This window comes from Pseudomonas sp. Os17 (genome assembly GCF_001547895.1).
In the GTDB taxonomy this organism is placed as follows: domain Bacteria; phylum Pseudomonadota; class Gammaproteobacteria; order Pseudomonadales; family Pseudomonadaceae; genus Aquipseudomonas.
This window is the reverse complement of the sequence record NZ_AP014627.1, coordinates 4,652,599-4,674,101: the sequence shown is the minus strand read 5'-3', so window position 1 is coordinate 4,674,101 and position 21,503 is coordinate 4,652,599. Positions and strand designations below refer to the sequence as shown.

The following is a 21,503-nucleotide window of genomic DNA, read 5'->3' as shown; positions in this document are numbered from 1 at the left end:
GCGTCAGCGCTCACTCAGGGTAGTCCAGGGCCTGGCCCGCTGTCTGTCATGGCGCCGGCTCGCTGACGGCCGCTGTCAGGGAATGCCCGGCCTGTGGCGGCGCGGCGCTGGCGGGCCAGGTCAGCAACACCCGGTGCGCCCGGCCGTCGTCCAGCAGCGCGATGGCCAGCCCCGGCAGCGGCCGGCCGTCCAGGCTCAGGCTGAGGATGGCCCCGGGGTTCTGCCGCACCTCGATCTGGTACAGGGTTTCGCCAAACCGGTAGTCCAGGCTGTAGCCCGGCCAGTGGGCCGGGATCACCGGTTCGATGTACAGCTGCTGGCCTTCGCGGCGCAGCCCCAGCAGCGACTCGACGATCAGCCGGTACATCCAGCCCGCCGAGCCGGTGTACCAGCTCCAGCCGCCACGCCCGGTGTGGGGCGCCACGCCATAGACGTCGGCGGCCATCACATAAGGCTCGACCCGGTAGGTGGCCACCTGCTCGGCACTGCGTCGGCTTGCCGGGTTGATCATGCGCAGCAGCTCCCAGGCCCGGGCGCTGTCCCCCAGGCGGGCGAAGGCCATGCAGGCCCAGATGGCCGCGTGGGTGTATTGCCCGCCGTTCTCCCGCACACCGGGCACGTAGCCCTTGATATAGCCCGGGTCCAGCGGGCTGTGGGCGAACGGTGGGTCCAGCAGCAACACCACGCCGCTGTCGCGGCGCACCAGGTGCCGGTCCAGGGATTCCATGGCCTGGCGCTGGCGGGCGTCACTGGCGGCGGCCGACAGCACCGACCAGCTCTGGGCGATGGAGTCGATGCGGCATTCCTGATTGTCGGCGCTGCCCAGGGCCTGACCGTCGTCGAACCAGGCCCGGCGATACCACTGTCCGTCCCAGGCCTGGCTGTCGAGGGCCGTGCGCAAGGCCAGGGCCTGCTCGCGGCAGGTCCGGGCGAAGTCCGGATCGTCGTGCTGTTCGGCGGTGACGGCGAAACGCTGCAGCACCTCGTGGCTGAAGAACCCCAGCCACACGCTTTCCCCCAGGCCGCGCTCGCCGACCCGGTTCATGCCGTCGTTCCAGTCGCCGGTGCCCATCAGCGGCAGCCCGTGGACGCCGCGCCGGCTGCCGTGCTCGATGGCTCGCCGGCAGTGCTGGTAAAGGCTTTCCCGCAGTCCGCAGGTTTGCGGCAGGTCGTAGTAGGACTCTTCTCCGGGATTGAGCAGGCGACCTTCCAGGTAACCCACCTCGACCTCCAGCACGCTGCGATCGCCGGTGATCTGCACGTAGCGGCTGGTGGCCAGGGGCAGCCAGAGGAAGTCGTCGGAGCAGCCGGTGCGCACCCCGCGATTCTGCGGCGGGTGCCACCAGTGCTGAACGTCGCCCTCGGGGTATTGATGGGCGGCGCACAGCAGCAGGTGTTCCCGGGCCAGGGCCGGCTCGGCGTGGATCATCGCCATGCTGTCCTGCAACTGGTCGCGAAAGCCGATGGCGCCACCGGACTGGTAGAAACCGCTGCGTGCCCAGAAGCGGCAGGCGATGGTCTGGTACATCAGCCAGCCGTTGGCCATGACGTCGATCGCCGGTTCCGGGGTGCGCACCTGGATGCAGTCCAGGCTGCGTCGCCAGTGCCGGTGCACCGCCGCCAGCTCGCTCTGGGCCATCTGGCTGCCGCGGTATTGCAGGACCCGGCGGGTCGCTGCCTTGGCGTCGGTTTCGGCCCCCAGGCGGAACAACACTTCCTGGCTCTGGCCGTCGGCCAGCTCCAGCGCCACCTGCATCGCCGCGCACGGATCGAAACCGGCGCCGGAACGCCCGGACAGGCGCTCCCGGGTCAAGGCCGCCGGTGCCGCGAGGCTGCCGTTGCGGCCAATGAACTCGCTGCGGTCGCCGGTAAAACTGCGCACCGCCGAGTCGGTGTCGAGAAACGCCACATGCCCGGAGAACTCCATGTTGTAAGGGTTGCGGGCGAACAGCGCGCCACTGACCGGATCACTTTCAGTGACCACGTGCATGGCCGAGCGGCCGCGCAATTCCCCCAGCACCCATTCCACGTAGCTGGTGACCGTCAGGCGCCGTGGCCGGCCGCTGCGGTTGCCGATCTTCAGCCGCGAGAACTTGATCGGCGCGTCCACCGCGACATACACCGTCAGCTCGCTGTGGATGCCGTTCTCCTCGTGCTCGAACACGCTGTAGCCGAAGCCGTGGCGGGTGCGATAGCTGCCGCTGCCGGGACACGGCTGCGGGGTCGGTGACCAGACCTGGCCGCTGTCTTCGTCGCGCAGGTACAGGGCTTCGCCGCTGGGGTCGCTGACTGGGTCGTCGTGCCAGGGGCTGAGGCGGTATTCGTGGGCGTTTTCGCGCCAGCTGTAGGCGCCGCCGCTTTCCGAGATCACCGTGCCGAACAGCGGGTTGGCCAGGACGTTGGCCCAGGGCGCCGGGGTCGGCTGCCCGGGGTTGAGGGTGATCAGGTACTCGCGGCCGTCGCTGCTGAAACCGCCGTAGGGCGTTTGCAGAATCAGTTCCGGTTGCGCGGCTGTCGGGGCACTGCCGGCCGGTTGCGGCAGGCGCACCAGGGGCGCCTCCAGGCGTGGCAGCGAGGGATCGGCGCGGCGCCGGTGGACCTGCTCGGCGAGGCTGCCGCGGCTGTCGCTGATCACCAGGCGCGCCACCGCCAGCATCAGCACGCGGTCTTCGCCGGACAACTGCTGGGCCGGGCGCACGAAAATGCCCCCCGGGCGGTCGATCAGGCTGGCTTCGCTGCCGGAGGTCACCAGGCCCATGATCAGGTCCTGGAGTTGCTGGCGGTAACCGACCTGATCCTCGTTCCAGATCACCAGGTCCACAGCCAGGCCTTTCTGGCGCCAGTAGGCGTGGGCCTTGATCAGTTGCTGCACCAGGGCGATGTTGGCCAGATCGCCCACCTGCAGCAGGACGATCGGCAGGTCGCCGGAAATGCCCTGGCCCCAGAGCCCGGACTGGCTGCGGCGGTTGCCCAGCAGCAGGCTGCTGTCGGCGCGCAGGCTGGCGTTGGCGTACAGCAGCGAGGCGGCCATCTGCTGGTACAGCCGGGCTTCGGCCAGGGACGCGTTGAGCTGGCGCAGCAACACCTGGCTGTGGGTCCAGGCCAGGTCGAAGACCCGGTCCGCCAGGTGCCGGTCGCGGTATTTGTGGATCAGTTGCAGGCACTGTTCGCGGCTGTCGGCGACCCCGGTCACCAGATCGATGGTGGCGCTCTGGCCGGGTTCGAGGGTGATCCGGCAGCGGATCGCCACGATCGGGTCGAGCACCGGTCCGGCGCTGCCCGACAGCCGTTCGACCTGTGGGTCCAGGGCCAGGGGCGCGGCCAGATCGCGGCCACGGCCGATGAAGCGCGCGCGGTCGGTTTCATAGGAAATAGCGTCGATGTCCACACCGTGGGCCGCCAGCAGGTGGCACAGCCACGGCACCGGCTGTTCCTGGGAACGCGGTCGGCGGCTGCAGACAATGGCCTGCAACTCCGGCAGCAGTTCGGTCTCGATGAACAGGTTGCTGAAGGCCGGGTGGGACGCGTCGCTCTGGGCCGTGGCCAGGACCACTTCGGCGTAGCTGGTGAGCTCGATGCTGCGCCGTACCCGGGCCCGGTTGCACAGGTGCAGGCGGCGCAGCTCGATGGGGTCCTCGGGGGACACGACGATTTCCGTGTGGCTGTCGAAGTCTCGCTCGCGCACCCGGAATTCGGCCCGGGCATCGGTGAAGATCGCCTCGAAACCCTGCGGCCGGCGGCGGGTCGGCTGGTAGGCGGCGGACCAGAAGTCGCCGCTGGCCACGTCCCGCAGGTAGCAGAACTGGCCCCAGTGATCCCGGGTCGGGTCTTCGTGCCAGCGGGTCACCGCCAGTTCGTTGCAGCGGCTGTAGCCACCACCGGCGCTGCTGAGCATGACGTGGTAATGACCGTTGGACAGCAGTTGCACCGCCGGGCGCTTGCGGTCCGGGTCGGCGAACACCCGCAGTTTGTTCTCGTGGGCCCGGGCCGCTTCGTCGGCCGCAGGTGCTCCGGCGGCGTGCAGGTACTGGGCGGCGGTTTTCGGCACCCGTTCCTGCAGCAGCAGGGCGATGGACTGGAACTGCGGATCGGATTCGAAGCGCCGTTGCATGGGCTGCTCCAGCAGCAACCAGGCCAGGGCCAGCAGGCTCATGCCCTGGTGGTGGGCCATGAACGACTGCACCACGGCGTGATCCTGGCCCCGGGGCAGGCGCGACTCGGTGTAGTCCACGGCTTCATACAGGCCAAAGCGTCCCGCCAGCCCCAGCTGGGCCAGGCGTTGCAGGTTCTGGCAGGCCGCCTGGGGCGCCACCATCAGCGCCAGGACGCTGGCGTAGGGCGCCACCACCCGTTCCGCGCCGAGGCCGCGCTTGAGCCCCAGGCCCGGCACGCCGAACGCCCGGTACTGGTAGTTGAACTGGCTGTCGAGGGTGTTGTAGCCCGACTCGGACACGCCCCAGGGCAGGCCCTGTTGCTGGCCGTACTCGATCTGCAGGGCCACCGCGGCGCGGCAGGTCTGGTCCAGCAGGGTGCCCTGGTAGCTGGGCATCACCAGCATCGGCATCAGGTACTCGAACATCGAGCCGGTCCAGGACAGCAGCACCGGGGTTCCGGCGCTGCTGGTGAGCAGGCGGCCGAGGGCGAACCAGCTTTCCTGGGGCAGCTGTCCCTGGGCGATGGCGACAAAGTGGGTCAGGCGCACCTCCGAGGCCAAGAGGTCGTAGTAGCCGGCATCCAGGCGGTGCTCTTCGGCGTTGTAGCCGATCACCAGCAAATGGCGTCGGGTGTCGTAGAGAAAGCCGAAATCCATCTGCGCCATGCTGGCCACGCTGTCCTGCAGGCGGTCGGCGCAGGTGACGCGTTCCAGCGCCAGTTCGCGCACCGCGTTGATGCGCTCGCGGTGCAGCGGCGGCCAGTCTTCCGCGGCCAGTTGCTCCAACTGGCGCCAGCCCAAGGTGCCGAAGCGGCGGCCGTCGGCCATGGGCGGCAGGCAGCGCCATTGCAGTTCGTCATGCAGGTCCTGGCATTGCGCGGCCAGTGCCGCGCGCCAGTAGTCGACATCGTCCGCGCTCTGACCCGGGGCCTGGGCCGCGCCTTGGGCAATCCGTTGCAGCAGCCCGAGCAAGGCATCCGGGGCGACGTCCGCGTGCAGGCTCAGGTGCTCCTGCACGGCTCGGGTTTCCAGGCGCCAGCGCAGCACCGGCGTGGTGTCCTGGCCGGCCGCGGTGAGGGCGTCCTGGAACACGTCGAGGCTGTCCAGCAGACCGTTGGCGATCTGCGGCAGGTGCGGCGGGTTGTCCACCAGCGCCTGCAGGCCGGGACGCAGGGTCAGCAGCAGGCCCGCCAGGTTGCCGCTGTCCACGGTGGACACATAGCGCGGCGGCAGAGGTTGCAGGCTCTGGGTGTCGTACCAGTTGTAGAAGTGCCCGCGGTAGCGTTCCAGGCGACCCATGCTGGCCAGCATCTGCTCCAGGCGTTGCAGCAGCCGGCGGCTGCTCAGGTAGCCGAAGTCGTGGGCCGTCAGGTGCGCCAGCAGGGCCAGCCCGAGGTTGGTCGGCGAGGTGCGATGGGCGATGCGGCGCTGGGGCTGTTCCTGCAGGTTGTCCGGGGCCAGCCAGTTGTCCTCGGGGCCGACGTACTGGTCGAAGAAGCCCCAGGTGCGGCGGGCCAGGCTCTGCAGAAAACGCCGCTGGCCGGCGCTAGGGACGAAGGCCACCGGGCTTGCGGGGCGGCTCAGCCACCAGGCCAGGGCCGGCCCGGCCAGCCAGGCCAGGAGCAGGGGCGCGGCCATCAGCAGTTGCAGCCGCGGCCACAGCAGCCCCGTCAGCAACAGCGCCAGCAGCGGACCGACCCACATTCGCCGGTACAGCTGCAGCAGGCTGTCGTCCGGGCCGCGCTCGGCTTCCCGCGAGGGCTGCCATTGCAGGCGGTGCCGTTTGCTGATGCCCATGCGCCACAGCGCGCGGGCCATGGCATCCAGGCTGTAGGCGGCCTCATAGGGCAGCCAGGCCAGGGGCAGCAGGGCCCGGGACAGGTGCTGGCCGGCGCTGCTCAGGGCCGCGTTCAGTTGTTGCAGCAACGGCACTTCCGGGGTGTTGTGCAGCAGCTCGCGCAAGGCCGCCGACAGCGGCAGCACCAGCAGCACAATCAGCACCGCCAGGGTCCAGGCCAGGGGCTGGGTGGAGCCCAGCCAGCCCCACAGCAGCATGCTCAGCAGGGCCAGCGGCTCCAGGCTGCGGCGCAGGTTGTCGAGGATCTTCCAGCGCGCCAGGGGGCTCAGGCGATTGCTTTCCAGGCCGCCGCCGGCCCTGGGCGACCAGGGCAGGAGCCAGGGCAGCAGTTGCCAGTCGCCACGGATCCAGCGCTGGCGGCGCTTGACGTCGGCGCTGTAGCGCGCCGGGTACTCTTCGAACAGCTGCACATCGCTGAGCAGGCCGGAGCGGGCATAGCAGCCCTCGATCAGGTCGTGGCTGAGAATCCGGTTGTCGGCGAAGCGCCCGCCCAGGGTCTGCTCGAAGGTGTCCAGGGCATAGATGCCCTTGCCGACGAAGGAGCCTTCCTGAAACAGGTCCTGGTAGACGTCCGACACCGCGCGGGTATAGGGGTCGATCCCGGCGTCACTGGCGAACAGCCGGGAATAGGCGCTGCGCGCGGTGCTCGACAGGCTGATGCCGACCCGTGGCTGGAGAATCCCGTAGCCACTGACGATGCGCCCGCTGAGCGGGTCGGTCTGTGGGCGGTTCAGCGGGTGGTCCATGGCGCCCACGCATTGCTGGGCCACGTCCCGGGGCAGTTGGGTGTCGCTGTCCAGGGTGATCACGTAGGTGATCTCGGGCAGCGCCTGGATATCGCCGACGATCAGCAGGAAACGCTCGTGGCCACGGCCCCGCAGCAGGGCGTTGAGGTCTTCGAGCTTGCCGCGCTTGCGTTCGTGGCCCATCCAGCAGTGTTCGCCGGGGTTCCACAGGCGTGGCCGGTGCAGCAGGTAGAAGCGATCCACCGCCTCTTCGGGGTACTTCAGGTTCAGCGCCTCGATGCCTTGTCGGGCCAGCGCCAGCAAGGCAGCGTCGCCGTCCTGGGTTTCGCTGGGGGCGTCGAGAAAGTCGCTGAGCAGGGCGAAGTACAGCTGGGCATCGCGGTTGGCCAGAAAGCGCACTTCCAGGCCTTCCACCAGCTCTTCGACATCCGCCGTGCTGCCGAACAGGCAGGGCACGGCCACCAGGGTCCGGGCGCGAGGGTCGATGCCTTCGCTGTAGTCCAGACGCGGCAGAATGCCCGGGGCCACGGTCAGGGTCACCAGGCCGTTGATCAGGCCGATGGCCAGGCGGCTGGAGAGCAGCAACGCCGGCACGGCCCACAGAGCCAGCCAGTAGTGGCCGGGGGCGGCCTCCTGGTACAGGGCGTCGAGAAACGGCCAGGCGAACAGCGCCGAGAGCAGCATCACCGGCCCCAGGAAAAAGCCCAGGGGCGCCTGGGTCAGCAGGCGCCGGCCCCGTTCGGCCAGGGGCACCCGAGCCTGGATCTGTTGTTCAAGCGTGCGGCGTCCGGCGCCGATCAGGTAATGCCCGACATGGCCGGCCACGGCTTCCGGAGCTTCGGCGCGGTAGTGGGCCCGGGCCAGTTCGATGCACTGCCGGGCCACCTGCTGTTCGCTCAGGGGACAGTGGCGGGCCAGGCGTTCGAGCACATGCCGGTAATGGTCGCGGGTGGCGAAATCCATGCGCCGGTAGACCTTGGCCGGGTCCTCCTGCAGTTCCTGTTCGACCCGGCTCATCAGCTCGACGAACTCGCGCCAGTTGCTGGCCGAGAGCAGGCGCAGGCTGGAAATGCTGTTGCTGATGGACACCTGGTCGGCGGCCTGCTGCTGGGCGTCGAGCTGCACCAGGCGCTCGATGTTCAGCCCGGTTTCTCCCAGCAGTTGCTCGATCCAGGCCAGGGGCAGCACCAGGGCGGCGTTCTGCCCTTGCAGGCGGCGCGCCAGTTCGGCGACGAAGGCGGCACTCATGGGCGGCGCCGAGCGGGCCATGTCGGCCACCGCCAGCACCACGCTCTTGGCGTCCTGCTCGGCGGTTTCCATCAGGCGGTCGGCCCAGTCGTTGGCCAGATTGCGCTCGCTCCAGTTGGCCATGACCCGGAAGGCCACTCGGCGCAGGTTTTCGATCAGGGCCAGGCGCAGCATGATCGGGATCGCCCACAGCTCGCCGAGCATCAGCGGGGTGACGCTCTGGTAGCTGTCGACGAAACGCCCCAGGCTTTCGCTGTCGACCCGGCCGTCGCCGTGGGAAATGGTTTCCAGGGCAATGTCGTAGACCCGGGGCAGGCCCGCCGACTGACCGTTGGCCAGGCGCGGCAACTGCCGGCTGTAGCCCCGGGGCAGGTGGGTGCGGGTGATGCGGATCTGCTCTTCCAGCAGGTAGTAGTTGTCCAGCAGCCACTCGGCGGCGGGGGTGGCCCGGGGCGAGTTGCCGGTGGCGGCGGTCAGGCTCTTGCAGCAACTGGCCAGGGCGCCGGCGTTGTCCGCCAGGCGTGCCAGCAGCCAGTCCGGGTTGCGGCTGCGACTCAGGCGGTGCTGTTGCGCCAGCAGGGTGCCGTGGCTGGCCATCTGCTCACTGCTGAACAGTTCCGAGCGCAGCGGCGCCTGGTATTCGACGCTGTTGCGCGAGGCCTTCCATTGGCCGTATCTGGCGGCGGGCAGCTGCCAGAACCTCAGGAATGCGTGGGTCCAATGACTGTCCATGTTTTCCTTGGCATAACAGAGCCGTCCCTCGGCACGGGGTGCGAGGGAGGGCCGGGAGCGGGGCGTGCGGTCAAATCGATGCACCGTCGCGACGAACGTTTCAGGCAAAAAGCTGCAACCTTGACGATGGCGGGCAGGGGGGAGGGTGTCTGTGCGCTGGGGCACATAGGCGCACGATCTGCCTTTTGGCTGGATGGGGTGTGCCTGCCTATAGGTATTGCCGAAGGCTGCGAACGGGCGAGCATCGCCCGGCCCGTCGGCGCGGTACATCAGGTACAGCGCTGATACGAAGACAGGGCGGCGCGATGGTGAGCGGGTAGGTTGCTGACAGGCTAACCCCGGGGGAACAAACAGCCTCGCCACAGAGCCGTGGCTGTTTCAGAGAGTGCTGAAAGGTGCTTGGAACTACGCCGATTCGCTGTCTTTTGTAAGGCAAATCCGAGAAACTGCCGGCCGCTTGAATGCGCCGGGTGAGCGGGCTAGGGTGCTGGAGCCATCGCCCAATCGATGGCTCGGATGTGCAAGTCCGAACTCTGCAAAGGCGCACAAACGATCAGCACTGATGGGTCGTTTTCATGTCCGCTGCGTTATGGCGGCCGTGCGTGGGAGATCTTCGGATCTGCCGGGTGTCCTTGCAGACTCGGTCTTGCACACCTGCGTACGGCTGCCACCTTATTCGTGTGCAAGTGAACGGTGTTGGCTCCTTTTATCTGCAAGGAGTTAGACCATGAAAAAGCTCGTCCCCGATCCACCCACTTCCTATCGCGATCCCGAACTCAAGGTCGCCAACGCCACCTTGCGCGTGGCTCTGGCCCGGCAACCGCAGGACCCCGCGCTGTTCCAGCGCAACACCTAAGCCAAACCTGTTTCTGCCGATTCGCTGCTCAGCGTGTGCCCAGGCGTCAGTGCTGAAGAGGCGTTGGTGCATGTGGCGTTGTTGCTCAAATGCGCCGAAGAGGTCTGCGATGAAATCACCCAGCAGGGCAGCGGCATCGAGCGCGGGCTGATCTGGTCCATGGTGCATTCGGTAGAGATGGCCCGGGCGGTGGTGGAGGCGTTGCTGGACGCCCGCCCGCGAGGCGCTCTGGAGCACGCGCTCTCGGAAGAAACCGGCCGCTTGTAGGAGCCGGCTTGCCGGCGAAGAGGCCCGTAAGGCCTGCATCGTCTGGGCTGACGCCTTCGCTGGCAAGCCAGCTCCTACGGAGGACCAACTGCCGCACACCCGCTGTAGGAGCCGGCTTGCCGGCGAAGAGGCCCGCAAGGCGTGCGTCGTCTGGGCTGATGCCTTCGCTGGCAAGCCAGCTCCTACGGAGGACCAACTGCCGCACACCCGCTGTAGGAGCCGGCTTGCCGGCGAAGAGGCCCGTAAGGCATGCGTCGTCTGGGCTGATGCCTTCGCTGGCAAGCCAGCTCCTACGGAGGGAGACACCGCTTCAGCGGCGGGCCGGCCGCAAGGCCGTCGTCGCGCTTGATCTGCCTGCATCTTCAACCCGCTGCGAAAACCAAGCGCCCGCACTTTAGTTCTGGTCCGATCCTCGGCCCTTAGGGCTTCGGCTATAAAGCTCGCCACAACCTCACCGCTGGCGGCGCCCTGAGTTTTGCTCGCCATGCTTTGGTGATTTTCCAGTGCTTTTTTCACTGTTAATCTTGCCGCCATGACCCAAGCCCCCTCACATCGCCCTCACATTGCCTGGACGCTGTATTTCTGCGTGCTGTTCAACGTGTTCGTCTGCGGTCTGGGTCATGGACAGATGGCGGCGCTGGAAATCATCGGCGTGGGCGGGCAGTTCTGTCACGCCCTGGGCGAATCGGCCTCGACCCTGGATGAAGGCCCCAGCGACAAGACCGCCCCCGGCGCCATGGGCGCCTTTGTCTGTCCCCTGTGCTCGGCGGTGAGTCTGGGCCTGGGGCTGCTGTTCTGCCTGGCCTGGCTGCTGCTGGGGCGGCGTCAGGCGCGAGTCCGGGTCGAGCAGCGCAGCAAGGCGCCACCGCGTTATTCCTGGCCGTCACTCAATCCTCGGGCTCCCCCTCTGAGCGCCTAGCGCTGCCGCGCGACGGCCCTGGCCGTCGCGTCATTTTCATCCCCTGGTACTTTCCTGCGGTCGCGATGGCGACGGCGGCCGGGGGCTGTTCGATGATTTTTTCGAGTCCGAGTCCATGACGTTCCCTTATCGCTCCTCCAGCTGCGCGGCGCTGTGCTGTGCGCTGTCGTTCAATGCCCTGGCCGATGCTCCGCTGCAATTGCCGCAGATGCGCATCAGCGCCGACGAGTTGCCTCAACCCGGCCTGCAACTGGATGCCCAGACCAGCACAGGCTCGCGCCTGGGCCTGACCCCGCGGGAAACCCCGGCGTCGGTCAATGTGGTCAACCGCCAGCAGATCGAGCAGCGCGGCGCTGCCAACACCCAGGACATACTGGCCAGCGTGCCGGGGATGAACGCCGCGGCATCGCCGGGCATCCCGGGGTTCGTCTCCTACCGCGGCTTCTCCGGGCCGCAGATCACCCAGTTGTTCAACGGCATCAGCGTGCAATACGACTCCATTGCCGCGCGCCCGGTGGACAGCTGGATCTACGACCGGGTCGAGGCGGTGGGCGGGCCGTCGAGCTTCCTTTATGGCACCGGCGCGGTGGGCGGTTCGATCAACTACATCACCAAGCTGCCTTCGCGCACCGAGTCGTTCAATGAAGGGCGGGTCAGCTATGGCTCCTTCGACAGCCGCGAAACTTCCTTCGGTTTCAACCATGCGCTGAACGACGGCGCCGGGCCGCGGCACTACGCGCGATTCGATGTCAGCCACACCACCAGCAACGGTTATGTCGACCGCGAGCAGCGCGATGCCTGGACCACGGCGTTTTCCCTGTTGACGGATTTCAACGACCAGCTGTCCCACACCCTGGCCTACGAGTACCAGAACGAAAGCGTCGACAGCCCTTACTGGGGCACCCCGGCGCTGAACCCGCTGGGGGGCAAGATGGAGGTGGACAAGAGTCGGCGCTTCGAGAACTACAACGTCAGCGACGGCCGCTATGAGCAGCGGGTGCAGTGGCTGCGTTCGATCATCGATTATCAGGTCGACGAGCGCACGTCGCTGCGCAACACCCTGTACCACTACAACGCCGATCGCGAATACCGCAACCTGGAAAACTACGCCTACAACAGTGACAACAGCCAGGTGGTGCGCTCCGGCATCCTGCTCCAGCGTCACGCCCAGGAGCTCAATGGCAATCGCTTCGAACTGCTGCACCACAACACGCTGTTCGGTCTGGACAGCCAGTGGTCGGCGGGCCTCGACTACAGCCACAACGTGATGAGCAACTACCCGCGCTCGGTGTCGGGCTCGCTGCCCGGCGTTGCTCCGGGCGACTTCGACCCGGGCAGTTTCTGGGACCTGCCGGGCATGCGGCGCGGTTTCGAAAAGAACCGCCGCAACCAGGTGGACACCTGGGCGCTGTTCCTGGAAAACCGCCTGCAACTGACCGATCGCCTGTCCCTGCTCAGCGGCCTGCGCCATGACCAGATCGATCTGCAAGTGACCAACTACCGCGCCGTCACCGAAGCCAACCCGGCGTTCTTCCAGCGCAAATACCGGCCCACCACCGGGCGCCTGGGGCTGGTGTACGAGTTGACCCCGGCGGCCAACGTCTACGTGCAATACAGCACCGCTGCCGACCCGCCCGCCGGGATCCTCACCACCGCCAGCTATGGGCAGGTGCGCGACTTTGATCTCAGCACCGGCAACCAGTGGGAGATCGGCAGCAAGCTGGACTTCCTCGACGGCCGTGGCTTGGCGACCCTGGCTGCCTACCGCATCGAACGCAAGAACCTGTCCACCGCCGACCCGGGCAACCCCGGCAGCAGCCAGCCGGTGGGCCAGCAATCGTCCCGCGGGGTGGAGCTGGCGACCTCGTTGCGGGTCACGCCCAAGCTGTTGGCCGAAGGCAACCTGGCCTATGTCGATGCTCGGTACGACGAGTTCTATGAAAATGTCGGCGGGCGTTCGGTGTCGCGCAAGGGCAACAGCCCCACCAATACCCCGGACAAGGTGGCCAACCTGTGGCTGACCTACGACCTGGCCCCGTCCTGGCAGGTGGGCACGGATGCGCGCTACGTGTCGTCGGTGTACGCCAACGCGGCCAACACCCGCTATGCGCCGGCCTACACGATCTTCGGCGCCTTTGTCGGCTACCAGCTCAATGCCGATACGCGGATCACCGGCCGGGTGCGCAACCTCACCAATCAGGTCTACGCCCGCACCACGGGGCCGACCCAGTTGTACCTGGGGGCACCACGAACCTTCGAGCTGGCGCTGCAAACGCGCTTTTAACCTGAGCCAGCGGGGCGCCCGACAACGCCCCGCGCCTCTGTGAGATGGCTGTTCTGTGAGATGCCTGCGATGAAGCGTTATCTGTACCTCTGGCACCGTTGGCTGGGCATTGTCGCCTGCCTGTTCATGGCCCTGTGGTTCGTCTCCGGGGTGGTGATGCTGTATGTCGGCTACCCCAAACTGACCCCCGCCGAGCGTCTGGCGCATTTGCCGGTGCTGGTCCTGGAGGAAGGGGGCGTCGACCTGGAGCAGGTGCTGCACGCCGCCGATCCCGAACAGGCGCCGTCGAGCATCCGCCTGACCACGGTGGCCGGCGCACCCCGTTACATCCTCGAATACCCGGGGCCGCGCAAGGTGGCGATCGAGGTCGACAGCGGCCTGCAGGCGCTGCCCACCGACCGGGTCGAGGCCCTGGCGGCAGTCCGGCAGTTCGCACCGGGCGTAGCGGTGCGCGATCGCGGCGCGGTACAGGGCGACATGTGGAGCCAGTCCCGGGCCCTGGACGCCGACCGGCCCTTGTACCGGGTGGCCACCGCTGATGCCGAGCGCCGCCTGTTGTATGTCTCGGGCAGCACCGGCGAGGTGGTGCGCGACGCCACCGCCACCGAGCGCGGCTGGAACTGGATCGGGGCCTGGCTGCACTGGCTGTACCCGCTGCGGGGCATCGGCATCGATGGCGCCTGGGGGCCGATCGTGACCTACCTGTCCCTGGCCGCGACCCTGATGACCGTGCTCGGCCTGGCCGTGGGCCTGCTGCGCTGGCGCTTCACCCGCACCTATCGCAACGGCTCGCGCTCGCCGTACCAGGGCTTTGCCCGCTGGCATCACCTGGGCGGGCTGCTGTTCGGGGTGCTGGCCATCACCTGGATTTTCAGCGGCCTGATGTCGATGAACCCGTGGCAGATCTTCAGCAGCGCCCAGCCCTTGTCGCTGGCCGCCTATCAGGGCGCACCGCTGCACCCGGCGGCCTTTCCCCTGAGCGCGAGCCAGGCCCTGCAACGCTTTGCCGACGACGGCCTGCGGGCCCGGGAGCTGGAGTGGCGGATGATCGGCGGCAAGGGGTACGTCATCGGCTACGACGGCGCCGGGCGCACACGGATTCTGGCCATGGCCGATGGGCAGGTCCTGCGCCAGTTCAGCCCGGGCACCTTGCAGCAGGCGGCCTGGGCCATCCGCCCCGAACGGCCGATGATCGTCCAGCAACTGGCGGCCTACGACTTCTATTACTACGCCCGCGAGCCCCACAGCATGATGGGGCATCTGCAGCAGCGCCTGCCGGTGCTGCGGGTGCGCTTCGACGACCCGGCCCAGACCTGGCTGCACCTGGACCTGCACACTGGCGCGGTGGTCAGCCAACTGGACCAGCCGCGTCGCGCCTCGCGCTGGCTGTTCGCCCTGTTGCACAGCTGGGACTGGCTGCCCCTGCTGGCCAACCGGCCGTTGTGGGATGTATGGATGCTCCTGTTCAGCGCCGGAGGTTTGCTGATCAGTGTCAGCGGCGTGGTGCTGGGCTGGCGACGCCTGGGACGTTCGTTGAAGCGGGGCAGGGGGTAGGTGCAGGGGCTGGGTCCTGGCGGGCTCCCGTGTCTGGGCTGCATTCCAGATGGCTGCCAATTTCAGATAGCTGCCAATTTCAGATAGCTCCCATGCCCCTCCAGCGTCGCGGCTTGTTAAGTTGCAGGGCCGTTTTTGCGCAATGGCTCCACAGTCGACGATGTTCCCTTCGCCTGGGAGCGCTTTGGCTAATGGAATCAGCCGCAACACGTCAAGGAGCGACCCATGTTCAGCCCGGCCGACCAGACCCACTTCAGCCTGGACATCCAAGGCATCCAGCACGACTTCCAGGTGCTCTCGTTCCAGGGCACCGAGGCCATCAGCCAGCCGTTTCGCTTCGATCTGCAACTGGTCAGCGAACGCCCCTGGATCGACATTGAAGCCCTGCTGCACCAACCGGCCTTTCTCGCCTTCGATCCCCAGGGCCATGGCATCCATGGCCTGATCCAACGCATCGCCCAGGGCGACGCCGGCCAGCGCCTGAGCCGCTACAGCCTGTCGCTGCTGCCGCACCTGGATTACCTGCGCCACCGCAGCAACCAGCGGATTTTCCAGCAGCTTTCGGCGCCGCAGATCATCGCCCTGATCCTCGAAGAGCACGGCATCCTCGGCAATGCCTACCAATTCCAGATTCAACACCCGTGCCCCAAGCGCGACTACTGCGTGCAGTACAACGAAAGCGACCTGCACTTCATCCAGCGCCTGTGCGAAGAAGAAGGCCTGCACTACCACTTCCAGCACAGCCGCGAGGCGCATTTGCTGGTGTTCAGCGACAACCAGAGCGTGTTCCGCACGCTCGGGCGACCCACCGCCTACGTGCAGGGCAGCGGGCTGGTGGCCGATGAGCCGGTGATCAAGGGCTTCAACGTGCGCCTGGAAACCCGCACCAGCCGCATCACCCGGCGCGACTACGACTTCGAAAAGCCACGCCTGCAAATGGAGGCTGCCTACAAGCCCGACGCCAAGACCCAGGAACCGGACCTGGAGGACTACGACTATCCCGGGCGCTTCACCGATCGCCAGCGCGGCAAGTCCCTCAGCCAGCGCGCCCTGGAACGCCACCGCGCCGACTACCGCCAGGCCGAGGGCTGGGGCGATGAACCGCGGCTGATCAGCGGGCATTTTCTGCAATTGTCCGAGCACCCGCGTGGGGAGTGGAACGACCTGTGGCTGCTGACCCGGGTGACTCACGAAGGCAAGCAGCCCCAGGTGCTGGAGGAATCGATCACCAGCGACACCGAGACCGCAGACGGCTTCCAACAGGGTTACCGCAACCGCTTCCTCGCCACCCCCTGGGAGGTATTCTTCCGCCCCGCGCTGGACCATCCGAAACCCCGGGTCCTGGGCAGTCAGACCGCAGTGGTTACCGGCCCGCCCGGAGAGGAAATCCACACCGATCCATACGGCCGGGTCAAGGTGCAGTTCCACTGGGACCGCGAAGGCCAGGGCGACGACCAGACCAGTTGCTGGCTGCGAGTGGCGTCCAGCTGGGCCGGCGACCGCTATGGCGCCCTCGCCATCCCGCGCATCGGCATGGAAGTGCTGGTGGACTTTCTTGAAGGCGACCCCGACCAGCCGCTGATCAGCGGTTGCCTGTACCACCAGGAACACCCGACGCCCTACGAACTGCCGGCCAACAAGACCCGCAGCACCTTCAAGACCCTGAGTTCGCCGGGCGGCGGCGGTTTCAATGAAGTGCGCGTCGAAGACAGAAAAGGCGCCGAACAGATCTTCGTCTACGCCCAGCGCGACTGGGATGAAAACATCCAGCACGACCAGAAAATTCGCGTCGGCCACGAGCGTCACGACACGGTTGAAGGCAACAGCTACAGCGAACTCAAGGCCGAGGAACACCGCACCACTCACGGCGAACGCAAAACCGAAATCCGCGCCGACGACCACCTGAACGTGGCGCACGACCAGCACATCAAGCTGGGCACCGCACAACTGCTCCAGGCCGGCCGCGAGATTCACCTGCAAGCGGGGCAGAAGCTGGTGATCGAAGCGGCCAATGAACTGACGGTGCAAGCCGGGGGCAGCTTTATCAAGCTCGACGCCAGCGGCGTCAGCGTGAGTGGGGCGTTGCTCAAGGTGAATGCGGGGGGCGCTGCGGGGCAAGGCAGCGGCGTCGGTATTGAGCCGCCGATGCTACCCGGTGTGGCGGACAAGGATAAGGCCGGGAGCTTGATGGAGAAGGCCTTGGTGAATCCATTACAAGAGCCGATCAAGGCTCAGCTACAACGGCTGATCAATTTCTCCGGCTGATGAAGATTCCCAGGTACAGGGGGCAAGGACGAAGTCATGACAGAGGCATCGGGCAACCAAAAGACAATCGATAAAGTAGAGAACTGGGTATTTCCACTGAAAGTGGGAACGACCCGGTCGATAGATCCACAGCAGTATTACAAGGCCTTGGCCAAGGCCGAAGATGGTTTCTATCCCATAGGTGCCAATGGCCTTTGGCATGGTGGTGTGCATTTCGACGACGCCAGCGGACTGGTTTCAGACAAGACTGAAGTTCGTTGCATCGCTGACGGCGAGGTGGTGGCGTATCGAATTGACAAGACTTATCCGGTATCCGAGTACGGTTCGAAGAGAGCGCCATTTTCCACGGGCTTTGTGTTGGTCAGGCACCGCCTTGAACTCCCAGCACCTCCCGCGTCACCTGCCACGGCAGGAGGGACTCCTGCTTCTGCCTTGGTAGCGGGTCCTAGCTTGATTTTCTTCAGTCTGTACATGCATTTGCTGGATTGGCAGGGCTATCAAACCAGTCCGGCACTCAAGCGCCCCGGCTTCTGGAACGCCACCTACAAGGTCAAAGCGGCAGCATCCGACAAACTACTCGGGCTTAGGGTTCGTAGCAGCGACTCTGGTGGTAACACGCCGATATTGACGGTATTGCCTCGTGGAACGACGGTGTTCACCAAACCTGCACCCGATACTCGGAAATGGCTGGAAGTGGTCGACGTCATACCGGCGGTAGCCGAACTGGCAGAGCAGACTGGCTGGGTATTCAAGGAAGAAATGCAGCGCATTTCGGCTGATCAATATTTTGTGGGGGACAAGGCCCGGGATCTTCCACAGGAGCAGAAAAATGGCGCAATCGTGCGTGATGCTTTTGCCCAGGGAAGGCCAATAGGCTTTCTGCCGGTAGGCACGCAAATCAGAATCAGCGACGAAAAAAACTCTGGCAAATACCGCAAGTTGCTCGAAATTGTCAGTGGTGAGTCCATGCCAGTTCTTGTTCCAGACGTTGAAGGAGCGTTGCCAGGGTATGTCTCTCTTGATCTTCTGGACGCAATGAGCAGACCGGAGGATATGGACAAGGTTGTCCCTTTGAAAACGGCTTATAAAGTCAAGGCGGGCGAACTTCTTGGGCATGTGGGCAAGTATCAGAATCAATCGGACTCCGCGCCGAAGAATCTGCTGCATCTGGAAGTGTTTAGCTGTGAAGACGTCAAGACGTTTATCCAACAGAGTCGATCCAGAGCGGCCAACTTGCCTGCAAAGGACAGAACCCTGGTCAAGGTCTCAAAGGGCGCAAAGCTGATCAGCCATGTGGCGGGTATGAATGCAACAACTCCACCCAAGTCATCCGACCCCGGTCACCAGATTGGTTATGACCTGATTATCCCGTTGCAGGTGTTGGAGGCTTTACCCTCTGAGAGGAAGATCAAGGCGCAGGTGGTCATGGGCGGCCTGACCACTTACACATACTGGTGGCATCTGGAAGGCATGCTTGCTGATGTCTCGGGCAACGCCATCAGTGGGTGGTTTGCTGAGCCGGATATTGCTCTATCGCGACATTCGCCTTTTGAGTGGGAAGGTTTCACTTTCATTGAAGAAACAGTCAGCCATGTTGAGCACTACGCTGCCTTTCTGGAGGCACAAAAAGAACTTACGGAAGAAGAGCTTGCGACTTATCAGCCTGAAGTTGTAAAGGCTGGAGCAGGCCCAGTCACACAGTCCCTGTACAAAATTCTTGATAAGGATGGTGATAAAAAACTACTGCCTGATGAAATAAGGGAGGCGCTGGGTAAGCCTTGGTTCTCCCAACCGATTTCGCAGATGCTTGCGACGTATCAGAGCGAGTGGCACTACAAAAAGGAAAGCTGGGACTCCTTGGATAAACTAATAGGGCATAGTAAGTCAGAGCCCAATAAAGGTTGGGCTGAAGAGAAGAAACGGATTCAGAGTTTGAGTTGGTGGTCGGCGTTAATGGGGGGAGAGGTAGGCTGTGAGAGTGGTAGATGTTGGTATATCCATCCAGTAGGTCTTTTTTCTAATGCACGTAGCTTGAAGCAGCACCCTGAAGTATTTATTGGAGGCGCGAAAGTAGAACTTGAGTTTTTAGAGCTGTATGACGGCTCGATAATTGAAGAGGATGATTATATTGCAGCAGCGGATGCGCTTGGGTGTGAAGTTGAAGCAGTAAAGGCTGTCGCTATTACAGAAACAGCGTCATCAGGTAGTTACTTCACAAAGGCCGGGGACGATGAGGTTACAGCCATACTTTTTGAAAGGCATTATTTTCATCAGTTGACTAACGGTCAGTTCGGCTCATCGAATCCTGATATATCGTCTAGTAGTAGGGGTGGTTATGGTACGTACTCGGCGCAATATGGGAAATTAATCAGGGCATATCGATTGAGTGCAAACGCAGCTCTGAAATCAGCATCATGGGGGCGTTTCCAGATTATGGGTAAGAATTTTTCTAGTGCTGGGTATTTATCGGTTGAGGAGTTTGTGCGGGACCTTAGTCGTTCAGAGAAAAACCATCTGAAAGCATTTGTGAATTTCGTTAAGGCTGATTCGGTCCTGTCTTCTGCAATTGTGCAAAAAGACTGGTTGAGTTTTGCACTTAGATACAATGGCCCTGCTCAAGATGGATATGATGTCAGAATGACGAGCAACTATAATTTGCTTAAGGGTATTTGAGATGTTGATCCGAACCAGTGCTTATGTGTTTTTAGTGCTTTGGAGTTTCTGTTCATGGGGCGCTCAAGAGGAAATGTGCGAAAGCGAAGTGGCCATTTTTCAATGCGAGATGCGAGGAGGAAAAAATCTAGCGCTATGCCCTGAATATGCTGATGGTGACCTGTCGGGAATTCAATACCGCTTCGGCAAAAAAAACAATAAGGAAATGATTTTTCCTAGCAATGGGTTTGGTTTTGAGGGATTCACATTTAATCACTATTTTCGTTATCAGGTTTCTTATGCGAAGTTGAGCTTCGCTGTGGAAAGTTACAAGTACGAAATTTATAGCAACTACGATGGCGAGATGTTTGGGGGAGGCAAAAAAAGTGCTGGGGTTGTTGTGTCCAAAACTCTCGAGATGAAAGAAGTGCAGATGTCATGTGGAAAAATATATATAGACAATCTAAAAGAGGTTGCTCCATATGTGACCTGTGATAAAGATGATGCATTAGGGTGTGAGAGGTGATTTTTATAGTTTTTTTAAAAATCCAGAATAAAGATGTATAGAAAACTCTATTGTGGCGAGTTGCCCAAATCAAATAGCAGCAATGACGGCTGGCACGGACAACGGTGCTGGCAACTCATTGGCCGGGGGGATGGCAGGAGATGGGGATAGATTTCACGGTCGAGGCTTTCTACAAATTACTGGGCGACGAAACTATAAAAATTATGAAAGGTATAGGTCTAGAAAATTCACACTAGATCCTAGTCCGAACCTGCTTGCTATAGATAATTACAATGCTTGTGATGCATCTGGATTCTATTGAGCCAGGGAGAGAATCAATAGGCGTGCGGATGAAGGTTCGACCCAAGCAGTCTCTAGAGTTGTGGGTGCGATAATTAACAGGGGGAATCCAAATGGTATGCCTAGTCATGAGAATGAAAGGCGTTTGAAGCCATCTGGAGTGTATTGAATGATGAGGTATAATTTTTTACTTAGATTGTTAGCGCTGATTTATGCTGCTTTTTGTTCGTTGCTGGCTTGCTCTAGCGAACAGCAATGCTTACCCAATATGCCAAAGACCAAGCTTGAGGTTTTCGGCTGTTTTCAGGAAGGTAATATAACCATACTCAAACTGGCTCCTAAGGATCAACCGGCTTATGACACAAGCCTGGAAAACTTGCCGACATTTATTGTGGTGGGAAAAGAGCTTGATGAGGTCTTGCGCGTGCTCGGCAACGGAGTACATCTACCTTATAACGATCTGATAAAGCTTCCTTATCCAAGTTCAATCATTCGCGTTGCTGAGGCATCCAAAGCCGCAAGGCTTAAGTTGCTTAGAGATGGATGGCGGTTGGTGGATATGAAAGATTTCATATACGGGAAAGCAGATGGGACGGAAGGGGCGGGTTTGGTTTGTAGTACTTCTATAAGTAATTCAGGTGGTGTGTTTGTAGCCGTCTCACAGTGCGGCTCTTTCTATGAAGGAGATATATCAGGGCTGCAGGGTATTCTGGGTTCAGTCGGCAAGTAAAAATACTCTAGCCCGCTCCTTGTCGGCGTTGTATGTGATCAAGCCACAGACTACTGGTGGTGGACAAAGTGTTCAGCTTGCTGAGCTTGGCTAATATCAATACGCACAGCATGCACACCGACTCGGAGCTGGGACTGGTCGCACCAAATGCCGAGCTGGCGAGAGGAGTTTGCGCGATTTTTAGAGTATTCATTTATGACGCTAAAAGTTGAGTGTTTATAGAGGGTTTTACAAGCTGTGGTGATGAATTTACCAATCTCATAATTGATAAATAAAAGCCCGAACAGTACTCACTATGAAGGCAACATTCCAAAGCAGTGCGCTACCACGCTTTCACCGAAAGCGGCCAACAGCTAGTCAGCATTTGCCTGTATTGCAAGAAACACCAAGTGTCTTGCTAACTTTCAGTATGCTTTCTGACTTCATTCACCCCC

The 21,503-nt window shown here is 62.9% G+C and carries 8 protein-coding genes and 1 pseudogene; 8 read left to right on the top strand and 1 reads right to left on the bottom strand.

The window, feature by feature from the left end:
- Positions 1-46 precede the first annotated feature (46 nt).
- On the bottom strand, positions 47-8,737 hold the full coding sequence (locus POS17_RS20475) for a glycoside hydrolase family 94 protein (protein ID WP_060840258.1): 8,691 nt from the start codon (positions 8,735-8,737) through the stop codon (positions 47-49).
- 727 nt (positions 8,738-9,464) lie between these two features.
- Here POS17_RS20475 and POS17_RS20470 point away from each other — a divergent pair.
- The 8 genes and pseudogenes from POS17_RS20470 to POS17_RS31895 all read left to right on the top strand — a co-directional run bounded on the left by POS17_RS20470 (position 9,465) and on the right by POS17_RS31895 (position 21,069).
- Positions 9,465-9,860: pseudogene (locus POS17_RS20470) on the top strand (hypothetical protein).
- A 532-nt stretch (positions 9,861-10,392) separates the two neighbouring features.
- Positions 10,393-10,779 carry a DUF2946 domain-containing protein gene (locus POS17_RS20465; protein ID WP_060840257.1) on the top strand — a complete coding sequence of 129 codons (387 nt, stop codon included), beginning with the start codon at positions 10,393-10,395 and terminating at the stop codon, positions 10,777-10,779.
- A gap of 115 nt (positions 10,780-10,894) precedes the next feature.
- Complete coding sequence (locus POS17_RS20460; RefSeq protein ID WP_060840256.1) at positions 10,895-13,063, top strand: TonB-dependent receptor; 2,169 nt, start codon at positions 10,895-10,897, stop codon at positions 13,061-13,063.
- 69 nt (positions 13,064-13,132) lie between these two features.
- Positions 13,133-14,617: a PepSY-associated TM helix domain-containing protein gene (locus POS17_RS20455; protein ID WP_060840255.1), complete on the top strand. Its 1,485-nt coding sequence runs from the start codon at positions 13,133-13,135 to the stop codon at positions 14,615-14,617.
- Positions 14,618-14,842: 225 nt separating this feature from the next.
- Entirely contained in the window at positions 14,843-16,882 is a 2,040-nt protein-coding gene (gene tssI / locus POS17_RS20450) for a type VI secretion system Vgr family protein (RefSeq protein WP_060840254.1), read from the top strand.
- 36 nt (positions 16,883-16,918) lie between these two features.
- Complete coding sequence (locus POS17_RS32255; RefSeq protein ID WP_060840253.1) at positions 16,919-19,555, top strand: N-acetylmuramidase family protein; 2,637 nt, start codon at positions 16,919-16,921, stop codon at positions 19,553-19,555.
- 1 nt (position 19,556) lies between these two features.
- On the top strand, positions 19,557-20,060 hold the full coding sequence (locus tag POS17_RS31900; RefSeq protein ID WP_148654988.1) for a hypothetical protein: 504 nt from the start codon (positions 19,557-19,559) through the stop codon (positions 20,058-20,060).
- A 448-nt stretch (positions 20,061-20,508) separates the two neighbouring features.
- Positions 20,509-21,069 (top strand): hypothetical protein, encoded by a 561-nt coding sequence (locus tag POS17_RS31895; RefSeq protein ID WP_148654987.1) that lies wholly within the window; start codon positions 20,509-20,511, stop codon positions 21,067-21,069.
- The last annotated feature ends 434 nt before the right edge of the window (positions 21,070-21,503 follow it).